We start from the raw sequence: 17,688 nt of genomic DNA, 5'->3' as shown, positions 1-17,688 counted from the left end.
TCCCAGCGATCACCCGGACACACGTTTGGTAACGTGACGGCTTCATCCGAGGGGCCACCGATGCTGAGGGGGCGGGATGGGACTCCCGGAGGAGATAGCGGCGCTGCGTGGGGGCCGGGGCGATCCCGGGGCGTTGGTGGGCGAGCTGCGGCGGACGGCCGTGCTCGTGCTGACGTCGGGCGAGGACGGGATCGTGACGGCGCCGTACGGCGGGGTCCGCTGGATCCTGGCGTTCACGGACGAGGAGGCGCTGGCGCGGTACGCGTACGCGCGCAGGGCGCGGGTGGACGTGGAGTGGCCGTACGCCGCCGTGCTCGGCGCCCGCCTGCTGGATGCCGTCGTCCCGGCACAGGACGGCCCTACGGGCGTGGCCGTGAACGTCGCGGACGACGACGGCTCGATGCTCTTCCCGCCGGTGAAAGGGATCGTGCCGGACGCGGTGGCCGTCACGGAGGGGGATGAGCAGTGAGCGGCGGAGGCAAGAGCGTCGACGGGGTCGAGTGGGACAAGGAGTCGCTCGATCTGGTCGAGAAGGGCCTCAAGGGCGCCATCGACGAGCTCAAGCAGTCGGGGAGTTCGGCGACGGACTCGCTGCAGGGCGCGGGGTTCGAGGAGCTGTCGCTGACGCAGATGGAGGCCGGGCACGCCGGGCTGGCGGGGGACTTCGAGGACTTCTGCGAGAAGTGGGAGTGGGGCGTGCGGGCCCTCGTCCAGAACGCGAACGGGCTGGCGGAGCGGCTGGGGCTGTCGGCGGGGCTGGGGTACGAGGAGGACCAGTACCGGTCGGGAACGCTCAAGATCGCGGCCAACTCGGTCCTGTTCTCCGGCAATCCGCACGCGAGCGAGGAAGAGGTCGTCAAGCAGAGCTACGGCGACATCCTCACCCCCGACGCGCCGGACTACTCCGCCGACTCCTTCCGGCAGGCCAAGGACGACATCGTCCAGGAGGGCAAGGACACCGGGCGCGCGCTGACCGAGGACGGCTGGGGCGCGGTGCGGGCGGACGCCGCCCAGGAGATCACCGGCGCCAGTGACGAGGAGATCGAGGCGCAGCGCGACCGTGTGTTCGGCCCGTCGGCGGAGGAACGCGCGAAGGCGCAAGGGGCGCAGGGGGCGGAGGGAGCCGAGGGGGCGGGGGGCTGATGGGCTGGGGTGACCTGGTTCCGGACGGGGTCAAGGACAAGTACGAGGACGCCAAGGAGGCCGTCGGTGACGGCGTCGAGGGGATGGGCAACTGGGGCGCCGACCGGCTGGACGACGCGGGCTGGCAGGGCGGCGCCGACTTCGTACGGGACAAGTCCCGCTCCCTGGCCAACCGGCTCGGCGCGGACGTCGCCGAACTCCAGCTCGACGAGTCGGACGAGCCCGACCGGCTGGTCTACGGCAGCCCCGGCAAGCTGCGCGCGACGTCGGAGCATCTGACCGACTTCCAGAAGGCGTTCAACCAGGTCGCGCGCGGCCTCAAGCGGCTGCCCGAGGGGAAGCTGAAGGGCAAGGCGGCGGACGCGTTCTGGGACAAGGTCGGCCTGGAGCCCGCGAAGTGGACCAAGGCGGCCGACGCCTGCGAGAAGGCCGCCGGAGCGCTGGACGACTTCGCCGGAACGGTGGAATGGGCGCAGCGCCAGGCCCGCGAGGCGGTGGCCAAGTACAAGGACGACAAGAAGGACGAGGCCGAGGAGCAGCTGGTCGAGGCCCGCACCCAGCGCAACACGGCCGCAGCACGCGCCCAGAAGGCGGTCAAGGCCGCGGCGGAGGCGGCACCGCCCAAGCCCTCCTACGCGGAGCGCGCGGGGGACGGCCTGGAGGGCCTCAAGCTGGACGCGACGCATGTGGCCGGTGGCGTGGTCAAGGGTGTCGCGGGCACGTACGGCTTCGTACGGTCGGTGAACCCGGTCGACCCCTACAACCTCACCCACCCCGCCGAGTACGCCACCAACCTGGCCTCCACCAACATGGGCATCGTCCGGATGGCCAACGACCCGGTCGGCACCGGCAAGCAGATGTGGGACGGCTTCCAGAAGGACGGCGCGGAGGGCGTCGGCCGCCTCATCCCCGAACTGGCCGGTACCAAAGGCGCGGGGGCCGCGCTGCGGGCCGCGAAGGCGGCACGGACCGCGAAGGGCGCACGCGTCGCGGACGACGTCCCCAAACCCCGCGTCGACCTGGAGAAGAAGGGCCCGGACGACGCGGCCAAGAAGGGCGAGGAGACCCCGTCGGGAGGGACGGACCCGGTCGACCTGTCCACGGGACGGATGTACCTCCCCCAGACGGACCTGACGCTGCCCGGCACCCTGCCCTTCTCCTTCGTGCGCCGAGTCGAGTCCGGCTACCGGCAGGGGCGTTGGTTCGGCCCGTCCTGGTCCTCGACGCTGGACCAGCGCCTGGACGTCGACGCGGAGGGCGTCGTGTACGTGGCGGAGGACGGCCGCCTCCTGGCCTTCCCGCACCCGGCCCCGGGCCTGCCCACTTACCCGACGGCGGGCTCGGCGAGGATGCCCCTGGACCGCGAGGTGGACGGCGGCTACACCCTCACGGACCCGGACACAGGCTGGACCCGCCACTTCGCTCCCCCGCCGACGGGCGAGGACGGCGGGGACGGCACCGCGGTGCTGGAGCAGATCACCGACCGTAACGGCAACAGCGTCACCTTCGAGTACGACGAGGAGACCGGCGCCCCGTCCCGCCTGGTCCACAGTGGCGGCTACGAGATCCGCCTGACGGTCGAGGGCGACCGCGTAAGGACCCTGTCCCTGGGTTCGCGCGAGGTCCTGCGCTACGGCTACGACGAGTCGGGCAACCTGACGGAGGTCACGAACTCCACGGGCGTACCGCTCCGCTTCGAGTACGACGAAGAGCGCCGCGTGATCGCCTGGACGGACACCAACGACCGCCGCTACGACTACGTCTACGACAACCTCGACCGCGTCATCGCCGAGGGCGGCACCGCGGGCCACATGCAGGTCCGTATCGACTACGACGGCGTGGACGAGGCGACCGGCCACCGGGTCACCACCCTGACAAGCGCGGCGGGCGAGTCGACCCGCACCCTCTTCAACGACCGCGGCCAAATGGTCGGCGAAATCGACCCCCTGGGCCACCGCACGAAGACGGAAAGGGACGACCACAACCGCCCCCTCACCCACACGGACGCCCTGGGCCGCGTCACGCGCTATACGTACGACGAAACGGGCCGCTTGGCGACGCTCGTACGCCCGGACGGCACAGGCATCTCGTTGGTCCGTGACGAGATGGGCAACCCGGTGGCAACGACGGCCGCCGACGGCACGGTCTGGCGCGAGGAGTGGGACGAGTACGGCAACCGCACGACGGTCACGGACCCGGCGGGCCACACGACTCACTACTCGTACGACGGCCGGGGCCACCTGACGACGGTGACGGACGCCCTGGGCGCGGTGACGAGAGTGAGCTGCGACGCGGCAGGCCTCCCGGTCGAGGTGACGGACCCCCTGGGCGCGAAGACGGCGTACGAACGGAACGCCTTCGGCCGCCCGGTCGCCGTGGTGGACCCCTTGGGCGCGCGTACGGCCCTGGAGTGGACGGTCGAGGGCAAACTCGCCCGCCGCACGGACCCGAACGGCGCCACGGAACGCTGGGAGTGGGACGGCGAGGGCAACTGCACGCGCCACGTGGACGCGGCGGGCGGCGAGACCCGCTACGAGTACGGCCACTTCGACCTCCTGGAGGCCCGTACCGGCGCCGACGGCGTCCGCTACGCCTTCACGTACGACGCGGAGCTGCGCCTGACCGAGGTCCACAACCCCCAGGGCCTGACGTGGTCGTACGGGTACGACGAGGCGGGCCGCCTGATCGCGGAATCGGACTTCGACGGCCGCGAGCAGCGCTACGCCCTGAACGCGGCAGGCGAACTGACATCGCGGACCACCCCAGGAGGCGAGGAGATCGCCTACGAGCGCGACACGCTCGGCCGTACGACGCGCAAGCAGGTGGCGGACGAGGAGACGACGTACGCCTACGACCCGGCGGGCCGCCTAGTGGAGGCCGTCGGCCCCGAGGCCACGTTGTGCTACCAACGGGACAAGCTGGGCCGCGTAAAGACGGAACTGGTCAACGGCCGAGCCCTCACCCACACGTACGACGCCCTGGGCCGCGAGACACGACGGGTGACGCCGACGGGCGCGGTGACGACGTACGAGTACGACGCGGCGGGCAACCGCACGAGCCTGACGTCGAACGGGCGGACGCTCGACTTCGCGTACGACGAGGCGGGCCGCGAGTCGCATCGCACGATCGGCGAGGAAGGCCTGTCCCTCGCCCACATCTGGGACCCAGCGGGCAGACTGACCCGGCAGTCCCTGAGCGACGAGGGCACACTCCACGAACGGTCCTACGCCTACCGCGAGGACGGCTACCTGCGGACGGTGGACGACTCCCTGACGGGCCGCACGACGTACGACCTGAACGCCGTCGGCCGCGTCACGGCGGTCCACGCCCGGGGCTGGACGGAGCGGTACGCGTACGACGAGGCGGGCAACCAGACGGAGGCCCACTGGCCGGACGAGCACGCGTCCCCGGAGGCGCGGGGCGCACGCACGTACGAGGGCACGCGCATCCGCACGGCGGGCGGTATCCGCTACGAACACGACGGGTCGGGCCGCGTCACCCTCCGCCAGAAGCGCCGCCTGTCGAAGAAGCCGGACACCTGGCGCTACGAATGGACCGCCGAGGACCGCCTCACGAGGGTCGTCACCCCGGACGGCAAGGAATGGCGCTACGCGTACGACCCCCTGGGCCGCCGAATAGCGAAGCAGTCGGACGCCGAACGGGTCGACTTCACCTGGGACGGCCCAAGACTGATCGAGCAAACAACAACATCCGGGGCCCTCCCCCACCCGGTAACCCTCACCTGGGACCACAAGGGCTTCACACCCCTGACCCAGACGGAACGCCTCACGAACGAGGCGACCCAGCAGGAAATCGACTCCCGCTTCTACGCGATAGTCACCGACCTGATCGGCACCCCGACAGAGCTGGTCGACGAAACAGGCACCACGGCCTGGACCGCCCGCACCACTCTCTGGGGCACGACAACCTGGCCGACGGACGCCACGACGTACACCCCTCTCCGCTTCCCAGGCCAGTACCACGACCCGGAAACAGGCCTCCACTACAACTACTTCCGCTACTACGACCCGGAAACGGCCCGGTACGCCAGCCCTGATCCGCTGGGCATGCGTGCAGCGCCCAACCCGGCCGCTTATGTCCGCACACCCCACACTCTTGGTGATCCCCTGGGTCTGTCGCCCTGCAGGGCGCCTGGCGAGGAGCGAGCGGCCCGGGGAGTACGGCAACCGGAAGTAGAGCGCACACTCGACAACGCCCTGGACAAGAACACATATCTGCGCGACGTGGCCGAGAGGTACGGCATCAACCTGCGAGGCTCCGGCAGAGACGTCGACGTCATCTACGATCCGGACCTTCCTTCGGGTCAACTCGGAGTCACGCGTGCCAACGACGGCGGAAACGTCATCCGCATCGGACCGGATGCCGTCCGGGATGACGCTACGGCGGCGAACACGATCGCCCATGAGCTCTCCCACGCCCGCTACTACATGAAGCACGGAACCTTCGATGGAGAAGTGCACGGAAACGCGGACTCCATGGCGGACGGGACGCCGTATGGTTCAGGGAATGCCCTGCAAGACTGGATCGAGGGAAACCGGTGACTCGGAACGACCAATGGCATGAGGTTGAAAACGCGCTCTATGGTGAATGGAATCGCACATTCAACGCCAATTGGGGGCACGTGCAGGTAAGCTCCGCATGCCCCGTCTGCGGACGCACCACGCTGCACTGGTGGTATCTCCAGGAGGACGAGAGGCCAAAAGAACTGGGCGGGCGCCAGTACGTGGGCCGGGGCAAACTATGGGAATGGTGCAGTTCCTGCTACTCCTACGAACACTTCCCGGACGGCTTCGTCCCTGATTGGTGGGAATCACCGTACGAAGTTCCCCACGATTCGCTTCGGATAGATCCCGGCCCCATCGAGCAAGCCCGTCGATCCGCATCCCTGTAATGAATGGGGTCACTGTGCGGCGACCCATAGGGCAGATCTCATGAGCAGAACAGCAGAAATCCGGGTCCGACGATCTCTCCGTATCAAATCCCTCGCTCGCCCTACCGATGAGCGCACCATGCCTGTTGAGGCAGCACCGCTTATCGGATCACGACCCGACAGCATGTCACCTCAAACTCTCATCTACGCGAAGAAGGCACAGACATCTACAGGAAGTCAGGGACCGATAATGGCTGAGTACGCTGATAATTCACCGTACTCCTACCAGGAGTCCCCGATCCCATACCTCAACATCGGCTGGTTGGGCAAGGACACAGGTATCCCTCAATCAGGACCCCTTGCACCGGAATCATGCGTCACGATCTTGCGACGGGAAGCACAGAAGGCGAGAGGCCTGTCGCTGGGGACCCACGAGTGTGAGTTCTGTACACCAGCCGAAGCACCTGTAGGAAACGGCGAGGTCCACTTCTATGGAAGGAGTGGAGAAGCCTATGCGGCGCCAACTCTGGTAGCGCACTACATCGAGCAGCACGGCTACACACCGCCGCCACTCTTCGTTCAGGCCGTCCACGACGCAGGACGAAACGAATGGAATGCGAGCGCCGAGTCCCTCAAGAGGATCGCAGATGACCCCTCACAGGAACTCGCCCGGCGAGTGGACGCTCTCCTGGACCTCCGCTTCTGGAAGGACCCGAGGGCCGAGGAATCCATCCTGGAGGCGGCGAAGGACGACGAGATCTCTCTGATTGCCGAATACGAAATCGCCATGTGCCTGGCGACTGTATGGGCGAGGCACAACACGCTCGACCACACGACCCTGGCCCAGTTCTCTGAGGAGGTAAGGGAGACGGCAGAGAGCGACTTCACCCGCCTCCGCCAAGATGTCATCTGACTCCGCAGTCGCGAACATTCCACGGCGCGGAAGGCAGCCGAGCACCCTGACATGATCAGAATCGACCAGATCGGCCACATCACCGCAGGGCTCGACTCCGGCAAGTACGTGAGAGTCGATGAGCTCCCGGACACTCCACCCAGCTACCTGATCCTCATGGCCCATGACAAGGACTTCGAGAGAGGCTGCGGTGACTACTGGGTGGAGGATCACTCCGCACTGGAGCAGTTCTTCAGCGAGAGCGGCTGGGAGATCTCCTGGGGGATTTCCCCGAACCCGCAGAGGAGGCCGAGCGCATGAGGGGCAGCACCGGACCCCCCGGTTCACCACGTCCGAGTGCGTGCCGGACGTATCGAAGTCTCCTCCTCACTCGCCCGACGACGTCCCTGAAAAGGCTCTACTACGAGCCGGAGCAGGACGACGCCCTGGTCATCGAGCTGACCGGGGAAACCACGCTGGTGTTCAGCTCCGGCACCGACTGGGCCCTCCAGGTCGATCTCGTCCGTGGAGGGCAGCTACCGGCATGGTGCTGGCCCGTCGAGGACTGGACCGTCCGTGCGCTGCCGAGCCCCACCCCCGCGGCGCTCGGAACGTGCCGGGAAGTGATCGAGCAGGTCAACGAGGTCGGCGAGATCGTTGGGGCCCGGCTCGTCTACGGAGCGGGCCTCATAGCGATCGCGTCCGGTGACTGGTTCACACTGACGACAGAGGGGTTCCCCCAGCGCCCCCACGGCTGAACGAGGCCCTGCGGGAACTCGGGGTAGAGCCCCGGCAAGCCGCTCTAGCTGGCCGGAACGGACTGAGGCGACCGCACCAAACCCTCCGCCCCCGGCACCGGCTCCCCCGCATCAGCCCCCAGCCCCACCACCCGGTTCGCGGCATCCACATGCACCACCCGCGGCACCAGCCCCCGCGCCTCCGCGTCATCCACCTGCGCATAAGCGATCAGGATCACCAGATCCCCCGGGTGGACCAGGTGGGCCGCCGCGCCGTTGATGCCGAGGACGCCGCTCCCCCGTTCGCCCTCGATGACGTACGTCTCCAGGCGGGCCCCGTTCGTGACGTCGACGATGTGGACCAGCTCGCCCGGCAGCAGGTCCGCCGCGTCCATCAGGGCGGCGTCGATCGTCACCGAGCCCACGTAGTGGAGGTCGGCCTGGGTCACCGTCGCGCGGTGGATCTTGGACTTGAGCATGGTGCGCAGCACAGTTCGCTCCCGAAGGCAGAAAGGGTCGCGCCCCCGCAGCAGAGAGGTGCGCGCCGACTCGGGAATCATACGACCGCGCGCAAGCGCAAGAGGGCCCGTACGGCTCAAAGCCGTACGGGCCCTCTCAGCGCGTTCCGCGTCAGCTGACGCGTCAGCGTGCGTGCGTCAGGTCACTTAAGGATCTTGGTGACCTGGCCGGCGCCCACGGTCCGGCCACCCTCACGGATGGCGAACTTGAGGCCCTCTTCCATGGCGACGGGCTGGATGAGCTGAACGTTCATCTCGGTGTTGTCGCCCGGCATGACCATCTCGGTGCCCTCGGGGAGGGTCACGACGCCGGTCACGTCGGTGGTACGGAAGTAGAACTGCGGGCGGTAGTTGTTGAAGAACGGGGTGTGACGGCCACCCTCGTCCTTCGACAGGATGTACGCCTGCGCCTCGAACTCGGTGTGCGGGGTGACAGAGCCCGGCTTGATGATGACCTGGCCGCGCTCGACGTCCTCGCGCTTGATGCCGCGGAGCAGCAGACCGACGTTCTCACCGGCCTGACCCTCGTCCAGCAGCTTCCGGAACATCTCGATGCCGGTAACCGTGGTCGTGGTCTTGTCTTCCTTGATGCCGATGATGTCAACGGTCTCGTTGACCTTCAGCACACCGCGCTCGATACGGCCGGTGACGACCGTACCGCGACCGGTGATGGTGAAGACGTCCTCGATGGGCATGAGGAACGGCTTGTCGGTGTCACGCTCCGGAGCCGGGATCGCCTCGTCGACGGCCGACATGAGCTCGACAACCGACTGGCCCCACTTCTCGTCGCCCTCGAGGGCCTTGAGCGCGGAGACCTTGACGACCGGAACCTCGTCGCCCGGGAACTCGTACTCCGAGAGAAGCTCACGGACCTCGAGCTCGACGAGCTCCATGATCTCCTCGTCGTCCACCATGTCGGCCTTGTTCAGGGCGACGACGATGTACGGAACGCCGACCTGGCGGGCCAGGAGCACGTGCTCCTTGGTCTGCGGCATCGGACCGTCCGTGGCGGCGACCACGAGGATGGCGCCGTCCATCTGAGCGGCACCGGTGATCATGTTCTTGATGTAGTCCGCGTGACCAGGGCAGTCAACGTGGGCGTAGTGACGGTTCTCCGTCTGGTACTCGACGTGCGCGATGGAGATGGTGATACCGCGCTGGCGCTCTTCCGGCGCCTTGTCGATGTTCTCGAAGGCCGAAGCCTCGTTCAGGTCCGGGTACGCGTCGTGCAGCACCTTGGTGATCGCCGCGGTAAGAGTCGTCTTACCGTGGTCGATGTGACCGATGGTGCCGATGTTGACGTGCGGCTTAGTCCGCTCGAACTTCGCCTTCGCCACTGGGGTCCTCCTGTGGACTGGTGCTGTACACCCTCCACGCTCTGCGGAGGGGTTCAGGTGGTCTTACCGAACAGGACAGGACCCCGAGGGGGATGCCCTTGACCTGTTCGCTTGGGTGGGCCGGCGGCCGGGGCCCCGGAACAGACCGTAGGACGAGTCCGTACGATCTGTGCCGGAGTGCCCCGAATGCCTTTGCTCCAGCCTAAAGGGTGAGTACGGGTGCCTTACTCGCCCTTGGCCTTCGCGATGATCTCCTCGGCGACGTTCTTCGGAACCTCGGCGTAGGAGTCGAACTGCATGGAGTAGTTGGCACGGCCGGAGGTCTTGCTGCGCAGGTCTCCGACGTAGCCGAACATCTCCGAGAGCGGGACCAGACCCGTGACGAGCTTGGCGCCCGAACGGTCCTCCATGGACTGGATCTGGCCACGGCGCGAGTTGATGTCGCCGATCACGTCACCCATGTAGTCCTCGGGCGTCGTGACCTCGACCTTCATCATCGGCTCCAGCAGGGCCGGGCTGGCCTTGCGGGCGGCCTCCTTGAAGGCCATGGAACCGGCGATCTTGAAGGCCATCTCGGACGAGTCCACGTCGTGGAAGGCACCGTCGAGCAGCGTCACGCGGACGCCGGTCAGCGGGTAGCCGGCCAGCACGCCGAACTCCATGGCCTCCTGGCAGCCCGCGTCCACGGACGGGATGTACTCCCGCGGGATACGGCCACCGGTGACCTTGTTCTCGAACTCGTACCCGTCGCCCTCGAGAGGCTCGACAGCGATCTGCACCTTCGCGAACTGACCGGAACCACCGGTCTGCTTCTTGTGGGTGTAGTCGATCTTGTCGACCTTCTTGCGCAGGGACTCGCGGTACGCGACCTGCGGCTTGCCGACGTTGGCCTCGACCTTGAACTCGCGCTTCATGCGGTCGACCAGCACGTCCAGGTGCAGCTCGCCCATGCCCGCGATGATCGTCTGGCCGGTCTCCTCGTCGGTGTTGACCTGGAAGGACGGGTCCTCCTCGGCCAGCCGCTGGATCGCGACGCCCAGCTTCTCCTGGTCGCTCTTCGACTTGGGCTCGATGGCGACCTGGATGACCGGGGCCGGGAACTCCATCGACTCCAGGATCACCGGGCTCGACGCGTCGGAGAGGGTCTCACCGGTGGTGGTCTGCTTGAGACCCATGACGGCGACGATGTCACCGGCACCCACCGACTCGATCTCCTCACGCTTGTTCGCGTGCATCCGGTAGATCTTGCCGATGCGCTCCTTCTTGCCCTTCACAGAGTTCAGCACCTGGGTGCCGGTCTGCAGACGGCCCGAGTAGATCCGGATGAAGGTGAGCTTGCCGAGGTGCGGGTCGCTGGCGATCTTGAATGCCAGGGCCGACATCGGCTCGTCCTCGGAGGGCTTCCGCTTGATGATCTCCGAGGAGTCCTTCGGCGAGTGGCCCTCGATGGCCTCGACGTCCAGCGGGGACGGCAGGTACCGGGCGATCGAGTCGAGCAGGGGCTGGACGCCCTTGTTCTTGAACGCGGTACCGCAGAACACCGGGGTGACCGTGGTCGTGCCCTCGGCGCCGGTGGAGGCGAGGGTGATCCGGCGGATCGCCGCGATGAGCTGCTCCTGGGTGGGCTCCTGGCCCTCCAGGTACAGCTCCATCATCTCCTCGTCGTTCTCCGCGACGGCTTCGAGCAGCTTGCCCCGCCACTCGTCGGCAGCCTCGACGTGGGTGTCGGGGATGTCGACCGTGTCGTACGCCTCGCCCAGCTTCGTCTCGGCGGACCAGACCAGGGCCTTCATCTGGACCAGGTCCACGACGCCCCGGAAGTCGGCCTCGGTGCCGATCGGCAGCTGCATGACCAGCGGGATCGCGCCGAGGCGGTCACTGATCATGTCGACGCAGCGGTGGAACTCCGCGCCGGTGCGGTCGAGCTTGTTGACGAAGCAGATGCGCGGGACGCCGTAGCGGTCCGCCTGACGCCACACGGTCTCGGACTGCGGCTCGACACCAGCCACACCGTCGAACACCGTCACAGCACCGTCGAGCACGCGCAGGGCACGCTCCACCTCGACGGTGAAGTCGACGTGACCCGGGGTGTCGATGATGTTGATCGTGTAGTCGACATCGTTGAGCGGCCAGTGAGTGGTCGTCGCGGCGGACGTGATCGTGATGCCGCGCTCCTGCTCCTGCTCCATCCAGTCCATCGTGGCAGCGCCGTCGTGGACCTCACCGATCTTGTAGGAACGACCGGTGTAGAAGAGGATCCGCTCAGTGGTGGTCGTCTTGCCCGCGTCGATGTGGGCCATGATCCCGATGTTCCGGACCTTGGCCAGGTCAAGTGAAGTGGTAGCCATAAGGCTTTCGTCTTCTCTCGGTCTCGATGGGGTCTGCGACTACCAGCGGTAGTGCGCGAAGGCCTTGTTGGACTCGGCCATCTTGTGCGTGTCCTCACGCTTCTTGACGGCTGCGCCGAGGCCGTTGGAGGCGTCGAGCAGCTCGTTCATGAGGCGTTCGGTCATGGTCTTCTCGCGGCGGGCGCGGGAGTAACCCACGATCCAGCGCAGCGCGAGCGTGGAGGAACGGCCGGGGCGGACCTCGACCGGAACCTGGTAGGTGGCGCCACCGACACGACGGGAGCGGACCTCCAGGGTCGGCTTCACGTTCTCCAGGGCGCGCTTCAGGGTGATGACCGGGTCGTTGCCGGTCTTCTCCCGCAGGCCCTCCATGGCGCCGTAGACGATGCGCTCGGCGGTGGAGCGCTTGCCGTTGAGCAGCACCTTGTTGATGAGGGAGGTCACCAGGGGGGAGCCGTAAACCGGGTCGATGATGACCGGGCGCTTCGGGGCGGGGCCCTTACGAGGCATGTTTACTTCTCCTTCTTGGCGCCGTAGCGGCTGCGAGCCTGCTTGCGGTTCTTGACGCCCTGCGTGTCGAGGGAGCCGCGGATGATCTTGTATCGAACACCCGGCAGGTCCTTCACACGGCCACCGCGCACGAGCACGATCGAGTGCTCCTGCAGGTTGTGGCCCTCACCCGGGATGTAAGCGGTGACCTCGATCCCGCTGGTCAGACGCACACGCGCGACCTTACGCAGGGCCGAGTTCGGCTTCTTCGGGGTGGTGGTGAAAACACGCGTGCAGACGCCGCGGCGCTGGGGCGAACCCTCGAGTGCGGGCGTCTTGTTCTTCTCGACCTTGTCCTGCCGGCCCTTGCGGACCAGCTGCTGGATCGTAGGCACCGTTTCTCCGGTTTCTGTGTGCCGACTCGGTAAAGCTAACCTGGGCCACGGCTCCGACCCACGAGGTCGGGCGTGTCGAAGACTGCAGAACCCCGCGAAGGCGGTGACTCCTCGTATGGAGAAGCATGCAGATCCGGTGTCACCTTCGGCGCTGGCCCTTTCCGCTCTCGCGGTACGGCAGCAGCGCAGGGGACACCCCAGGCACAAGGTCAGATCGTACCCAGCGCAAGGGCTTGGGTCAAAATAGAGCCCGCGCCACCGTAGCGCCCCCGACCTGCGAGGAGAAGGGCGACCGGCCGGGAGAGATCAGCTTGCCGCCACAGCGATCATGATGACGAGCACCGCCACCCCGATGGCCAGCCATCCCAGCACCAGACCCGCCGTCGCGAGGCCCGTGCCCTCCTCACCCGTTCTGCGGATCTCGGCCTTGGCCTTGTGCCCCAGGATGACGGCCGGGATCGCCGTCAGCCCGTACATGGGCGTCAGGATGCCGCAGACCAGGGCGCCGATCGCGGAGCCGTTCGTCTTCGGCATCGGCGCCGGGAGGAAGGTGCGCGCCACAGGAGGCTGCGGCTGCACGTACTGCATCGGCGCCGGTCCCGGCATCGGCACCGGGCCCTGCGGCAGATCGGCGAGGAGCGAGTGCAGCTCGCCGTACGTCTCCGCGTTCGTCGCGCGGGTCAGTCGCGCCTCGTACTCCTCCTGGCGCAAACGCCCCTCGCTGAACCCCGCCTTCAGGACATCGATGGCACGCTCGCGGTCCGAGTGCGACGCACGCATCGTATTCACGGGCTGTCCTGGCTGCTGCCGCGCCGGAACACCCTCCGGGTTCCATGGACCGTACGACACTGCCCCCACCTCCCAGCCTGGTCTCTCCCCCATCATCCATGACGCGCGGCGTTCCTGGCCGGTTCAGCGCGAGAGGAAGAGGTATTACAGGCCACGGGGCGGCCACCCGGATGGGTGACCGCCCCGTGGCGTGCGTCCGTGTGCCGGACAGCGGATGTCAGGCGTTGTACGGACCGTAGTCGTAGTCCTCCAGCGGGACCGCCTGGCCGGAGCCGGTGCCGAACGGCGAGTAGTCGATGTCGTCGTAACCGACGGCCGAGTACATCGCGGCCTTGGCCTCCTCGGTCGGCTCGACCCGGATGTTCCGGTAGCGGGACAGGCCCGTACCGGCCGGGATGAGCTTACCGATGATGACGTTCTCCTTGAGGCCGATCAGGGAGTCCGACTTGGCGTTGATCGCCGCGTCGGTCAGGACCCTGGTCGTCTCCTGGAAGGACGCCGCCGACAGCCACGACTCGGTGGCCAGCGAGGCCTTGGTGATACCCATCAGCTGCGGACGGCCGGAGGCCGGGTGGCCACCCTCCGCCACGACCCGACGGTTCTCACCCTCGAACTTCGTACGCTCCACGAGCTCGCCCGGCAGCAGCTCCGCGTCGCCGGACTCGATGATCGTCACGCGGCGCAGCATCTGCCGGATGATGATCTCGATGTGCTTGTCGTGGATCGACACGCCCTGCGAGTTGTAGACCTTCTGGACCTCGCCCACGAGGTGCACCTGGACGGCGCGCTGGCCGAGGATACGGAGCACGTCGTGCGGGTTCTCCGTACCGACCGTGAGCCGCTGGCCCACCGACACGTGCTCGCCCTCGCTCACCAGCAGACGGGCGCGCTTGGAGACCGGGTAGGAGGTCTCGTCCGAGCCGTCGTCCGGGGTGACGATGACCTTCTTGGTCTTCTCCGTCTCCTCGATACGGGCACGGCCCGCGGACTCGGAGATCGGCGCGACACCCTTGGGCGTACGGGCCTCGAAGAGCTCGACGACACGCGGCAGACCCTGCGTGATGTCGTCACCGGCCACACCACCGGTGTGGAAGGTACGCATCGTGAGCTGGGTGCCGGGCTCACCGATCGACTGGGCCGCGATGATGCCGACGGCCTCGCCGATGTCGACCAGCTTGCCGGTGGCCAGCGAGCGCCCGTAGCACATGGCGCAGGTGCCGACCGTCGACTCACAGGTGAGGATCGAGCGGGTCTTGACGGTCTCGACGCCGTGCCGCACGAGCTCGTCGATGAGCACGTCGCCCAGGTCGGTGCCGGCCGGGGCCAGCACCTTGCCGTCGACGACGATGTCCTCGGCGAGGCAGCGCGCGTACACGCTCGTCTCGACGTCGTCGTCCTTGCGCAGGATCCCGTCGGCGCCCTTGGTCGCGATCGACAGCTTGAGGCCGCGGTCGGTGCCGCAGTCCTCCTCGCGGATGATCACGTCCTGGGAGACGTCGACCAGACGGCGGGTGAGGTAACCCGAGTCCGCGGTACGCAGGGCGGTGTCCGCGAGACCCTTACGGGCACCGTGCGTGGAGATGAAGTACTCCAGCACGGAGAGACCCTCACGGAACGACGCCTTGATGGGCCGCGGGATGGTCTCGTTCTTCGCGTTGGACACCAGACCGCGCATACCCGCGATCTGACGCATCTGCATCATGTTCCCTCGGGCGCCCGAGTCCACCATCATGAAGATCGGGTTCGTCTTCGGGAAGTTCTCGTTCATCGCCTCGGAGACCTCGTTGGTCGCCTTGGTCCAAATGGCGATGAGCTCCTGCGTGCGCTCGTCCTTGGTGATCAGACCGCGCTCGTACTGCTTCTGGACCTTCTCGTCCTGCGCCTCGTAACCGGCGATGATCTCCGGCTTGGCGTCCGGGACGACGACGTCCGAGATCGCGATCGTGACACCCGAGCGGGTCGCCCAGAAGTAACCGGCCGACTTCAGGTTGTCCAGCGCGGCGGCGACGACGACCTTGGGGTAGCGCTCGGCCAGGTCGTTGACGATCTGGGAGAGCTGCTTCTTGCCCACGGTGTAGTCGACGTACGGGTACTCCTCGGGCAGCAGCTCGTTGAAGAGCGCGCGGCCCAGGGCCGTCCGCAGCCGGAACGGGTCGCCCGGCTGCCACTCCGGCTCGCCCTCCTCCGGCGCCGGCGGGGTCCAGCCCAGCGGCGGGGTGGTCCCGGCCGGGAAGCGGATGTCGACCTTCGCCTGGAGAGAGAGCTCCCCGGCGTCGAACGCCATGATCGCTTCGGCGGTGGAGTTGAACGACCGGTCGTCGCCGATGGTCGTGCGCTGCTCCTCGTCGGTGGTGAGGAAGAACAGACCCAGGACCATGTCCTGCGTCGGCATCGTCACCGGACGGCCGTCGGCGGGCTTCAGGATGTTGTTCGAGGACAGCATCAGGATGCGGGCCTCGGCCTGCGCCTCCGCGGAGAGCGGCAGGTGCACGGCCATCTGGTCACCGTCGAAGTCCGCGTTGAACGCGGTGCAGACGAGCGGGTGGATCTGAATGGCCTTGCCCTCGACCAGCTGCGGCTCGAAGGCCTGGATGCCGAGGCGGTGCAGCGTGGGCGCACGGTTCAGCAGAACCGGGTGCTCCGCGATGACCTCTTCCAGCACGTCGTACACGACCGTGCGGCCGCGCTCGACCATGCGCTTCGCGCTCTTGATGTTCTGCGCGTGGTTCAGGTCGACCAGGCGCTTCATCACGAACGGCTTGAAGAGCTCCAGCGCCATCGCCTTCGGCAGACCGCACTGGTGCAGCTTGAGCTGCGGGCCGACGACGATCACGGAACGGGCCGAGTAGTCGACGCGCTTGCCGAGCAGGTTCTGACGGAAGCGGCCCTGCTTGCCCTTGAGCATGTCGGACAGCGACTTCAGCGGACGGTTGCCGGGGCCCGTCACCGGGCGGCCGCGGCGGCCGTTGTCGAAGAGCGCGTCGACGGCCTCCTGGAGCATCCGCTTCTCGTTGTTCACGATGATCTCGGGCGCACCGAGGTCGAGCAGACGCTTCAGACGGTTGTTGCGGTTGATCACGCGGCGGTACAGGTCGTTCAGGTCGGAGGTCGCGAAGCGGCCACCGTCCAGCTGCACCATCGGACGCAGGTCCGGCGGGATCACCGGCACGCAGTCCAGCACCATGCCCTTGGGGCTGTTGCTGGTCTGCAGGAACGCGGAGACGACCTTGAGGCGCTTGAGCGCCCGGGTCTTCTTCTGGCCCTTGCCGGTACGGATGATCTCGCGGAGCTTCTCGGCCTCTTCGTCCAGGTCGAAGGTCTCCAGGCGCTTCTGCAGGGCAGCGGCGCCCATGGAGCCGTCGAAGTAGGTCCCGAAGCGGTCGCGCAGCTCGCGGTAGAGCAGCTCGTCGCCCTCCAGGTCCTGGACCTTGAGGTTCTTGAAGCGGTTCCACACCTCGTCGAGGCGGTCGATCTCGCGCTGCGCGCGGTCGCGGAGCTGCTTCATCTCGCGCTCGGCGCCCTCGCGCACCTTGCGGCGCACGTCCGCCTTGGCGCCCTCGGCCTCCAGCTCGGCGAGGTCGCTCTCCTGCTTCTTGGCGCGGGCCTCAAGGTCCGCGTCGCGACGCTGCTCGATCTGCTGACGCTCCACGCCGACGTGCGCCTCCAGGGAGGGCAGGTCGCGCGTACGGCGCTCCTCGTCGACGTACGTGATCATGTACGCCGCGAAGTAGATGACCTTCTCCAGGTCCTTCGGAGCGAGGTCCAGCAGGTAGCCCAGCCGGGACGGAACGCCCTTGAAGTACCAGATGTGGGTGACGGGCGCGGCCAGCTCGATGTGGCCCATCCGCTCACGGCGCACCTTGGCGCGAGTGACCTCGACGCCGCAGCGCTCACAGATGATGCCCTTGAAGCGGACGCGCTTGTACTTGCCGCAGTAGCACTCCCAGTCCCGGGTCGGACCGAAGATCTTCTCGCAGAAGAGTCCGTCCTTCTCGGGCTTGAGGGTGCGGTAGTTGATGGTCTCCGGCTTCTTGACCTCACCGTGCGACCACTGACGGATGTCGTCAGCGGTGGCCAGGCCAATTCGCAGTTCGTCGAAGAAGTTGACGTCGAGCACTCTCGTCAATCCCTCTCAGGGTCGTGTGTCAA

13 protein-coding genes are annotated in these 17,688 nt (G+C 67.2%); 6 read left to right on the top strand and 7 right to left on the bottom strand.

Annotation, left to right across the window (positions count from 1 at the left end; translation table 11 throughout):
- Window positions 1-76 precede the first annotated feature (76 nt).
- The 6 genes from ACGF3A_RS00945 to ACGF3A_RS00920 all read left to right on the top strand — a co-directional run bounded on the left by ACGF3A_RS00945 (window position 77) and on the right by ACGF3A_RS00920 (window position 7,684).
- On the top strand, window positions 77-469 hold the full coding sequence (locus ACGF3A_RS00945) for an SseB family protein (protein WP_393724433.1): 393 nt from the start codon (window positions 77-79) through the stop codon (window positions 467-469).
- Window positions 466-1,143: a hypothetical protein gene (locus ACGF3A_RS00940; RefSeq protein WP_393724431.1), complete on the top strand. Its 678-nt coding sequence runs from the start codon at window positions 466-468 to the stop codon at window positions 1,141-1,143. Before ACGF3A_RS00945 ends, ACGF3A_RS00940 begins: the two co-directional genes overlap by 4 nt.
- Window positions 1,143-5,705 (top strand): putative T7SS-secreted protein, encoded by a 4,563-nt coding sequence (locus ACGF3A_RS00935; RefSeq protein ID WP_393724430.1) that lies wholly within the window; start codon window positions 1,143-1,145, stop codon window positions 5,703-5,705. The genes ACGF3A_RS00940 and ACGF3A_RS00935 overlap by 1 nt, the downstream gene beginning before the upstream one ends.
- Window positions 5,706-6,173: 468 nt before the next feature.
- A complete protein-coding gene (locus tag ACGF3A_RS00930; protein WP_393724428.1) occupies window positions 6,174-6,947 on the top strand; it encodes a hypothetical protein in 774 nt (257 codons plus the stop codon).
- A gap of 51 nt (window positions 6,948-6,998) precedes the next feature.
- Window positions 6,999-7,247 (top strand): hypothetical protein, encoded by a 249-nt coding sequence (locus ACGF3A_RS00925; protein WP_393724426.1) that lies wholly within the window; start codon window positions 6,999-7,001, stop codon window positions 7,245-7,247.
- Window positions 7,244-7,684: a hypothetical protein gene (locus tag ACGF3A_RS00920; protein ID WP_393724424.1), complete on the top strand. Its 441-nt coding sequence runs from the start codon at window positions 7,244-7,246 to the stop codon at window positions 7,682-7,684. Before ACGF3A_RS00925 ends, ACGF3A_RS00920 begins: the two co-directional genes overlap by 4 nt.
- A 44-nt stretch (window positions 7,685-7,728) precedes the next feature.
- Here the strand turns inward: ACGF3A_RS00920 and panD are convergent, their stop codons facing one another.
- The 7 genes from panD to ACGF3A_RS00885 all read right to left on the bottom strand — a co-directional run bounded on the left by panD (window position 7,729) and on the right by ACGF3A_RS00885 (window position 17,656).
- Window positions 7,729-8,154 carry an aspartate 1-decarboxylase gene (gene panD, locus ACGF3A_RS00915; protein ID WP_393724422.1) on the bottom strand — a complete coding sequence of 142 codons (426 nt, stop codon included), beginning with the start codon at window positions 8,152-8,154 and terminating at the stop codon, window positions 7,729-7,731.
- Window positions 8,155-8,324: 170 nt separating this feature from the next.
- A complete protein-coding gene (tuf, locus tag ACGF3A_RS00910) occupies window positions 8,325-9,518 on the bottom strand; it encodes an elongation factor Tu (RefSeq protein WP_393724420.1) in 1,194 nt (397 codons plus the stop codon).
- 224 nt (window positions 9,519-9,742) lie between these two features.
- Window positions 9,743-11,866, bottom strand: a complete 2,124-nt coding sequence (gene fusA / locus ACGF3A_RS00905; RefSeq protein WP_393724417.1) for an elongation factor G — start codon at window positions 11,864-11,866, stop codon at window positions 9,743-9,745.
- 39 nt (window positions 11,867-11,905) lie between these two features.
- Complete coding sequence (gene rpsG, locus ACGF3A_RS00900; protein ID WP_019354980.1) at window positions 11,906-12,376, bottom strand: 30S ribosomal protein S7; 471 nt, start codon at window positions 12,374-12,376, stop codon at window positions 11,906-11,908.
- 2 nt (window positions 12,377-12,378) lie between these two features.
- Window positions 12,379-12,750: a 30S ribosomal protein S12 gene (gene rpsL, locus ACGF3A_RS00895; protein ID WP_003948652.1), complete on the bottom strand. Its 372-nt coding sequence runs from the start codon at window positions 12,748-12,750 to the stop codon at window positions 12,379-12,381.
- 306 nt (window positions 12,751-13,056) lie between these two features.
- A complete protein-coding gene (locus tag ACGF3A_RS00890; RefSeq protein ID WP_393727074.1) occupies window positions 13,057-13,530 on the bottom strand; it encodes a DUF1707 and DUF4190 domain-containing protein in 474 nt (157 codons plus the stop codon).
- A gap of 226 nt (window positions 13,531-13,756) precedes the next feature.
- The gene (locus ACGF3A_RS00885; protein WP_393724415.1) at window positions 13,757-17,656 is read right to left on the bottom strand and encodes a DNA-directed RNA polymerase subunit beta'; all 3,900 of its coding nucleotides are present in this window, start codon (window positions 17,654-17,656) and stop codon (window positions 13,757-13,759) included.
- Window positions 17,657-17,688 lie beyond the last annotated feature (32 nt).

Origin of the sequence: Streptomyces sp. NPDC048172, from assembly GCF_043202595.1 — a bacterium.
GTDB lineage: Bacteria > Actinomycetota > Actinomycetes > Streptomycetales > Streptomycetaceae > Streptomyces.
This window is presented reverse-complemented; position numbering and strand designations above follow the sequence as displayed.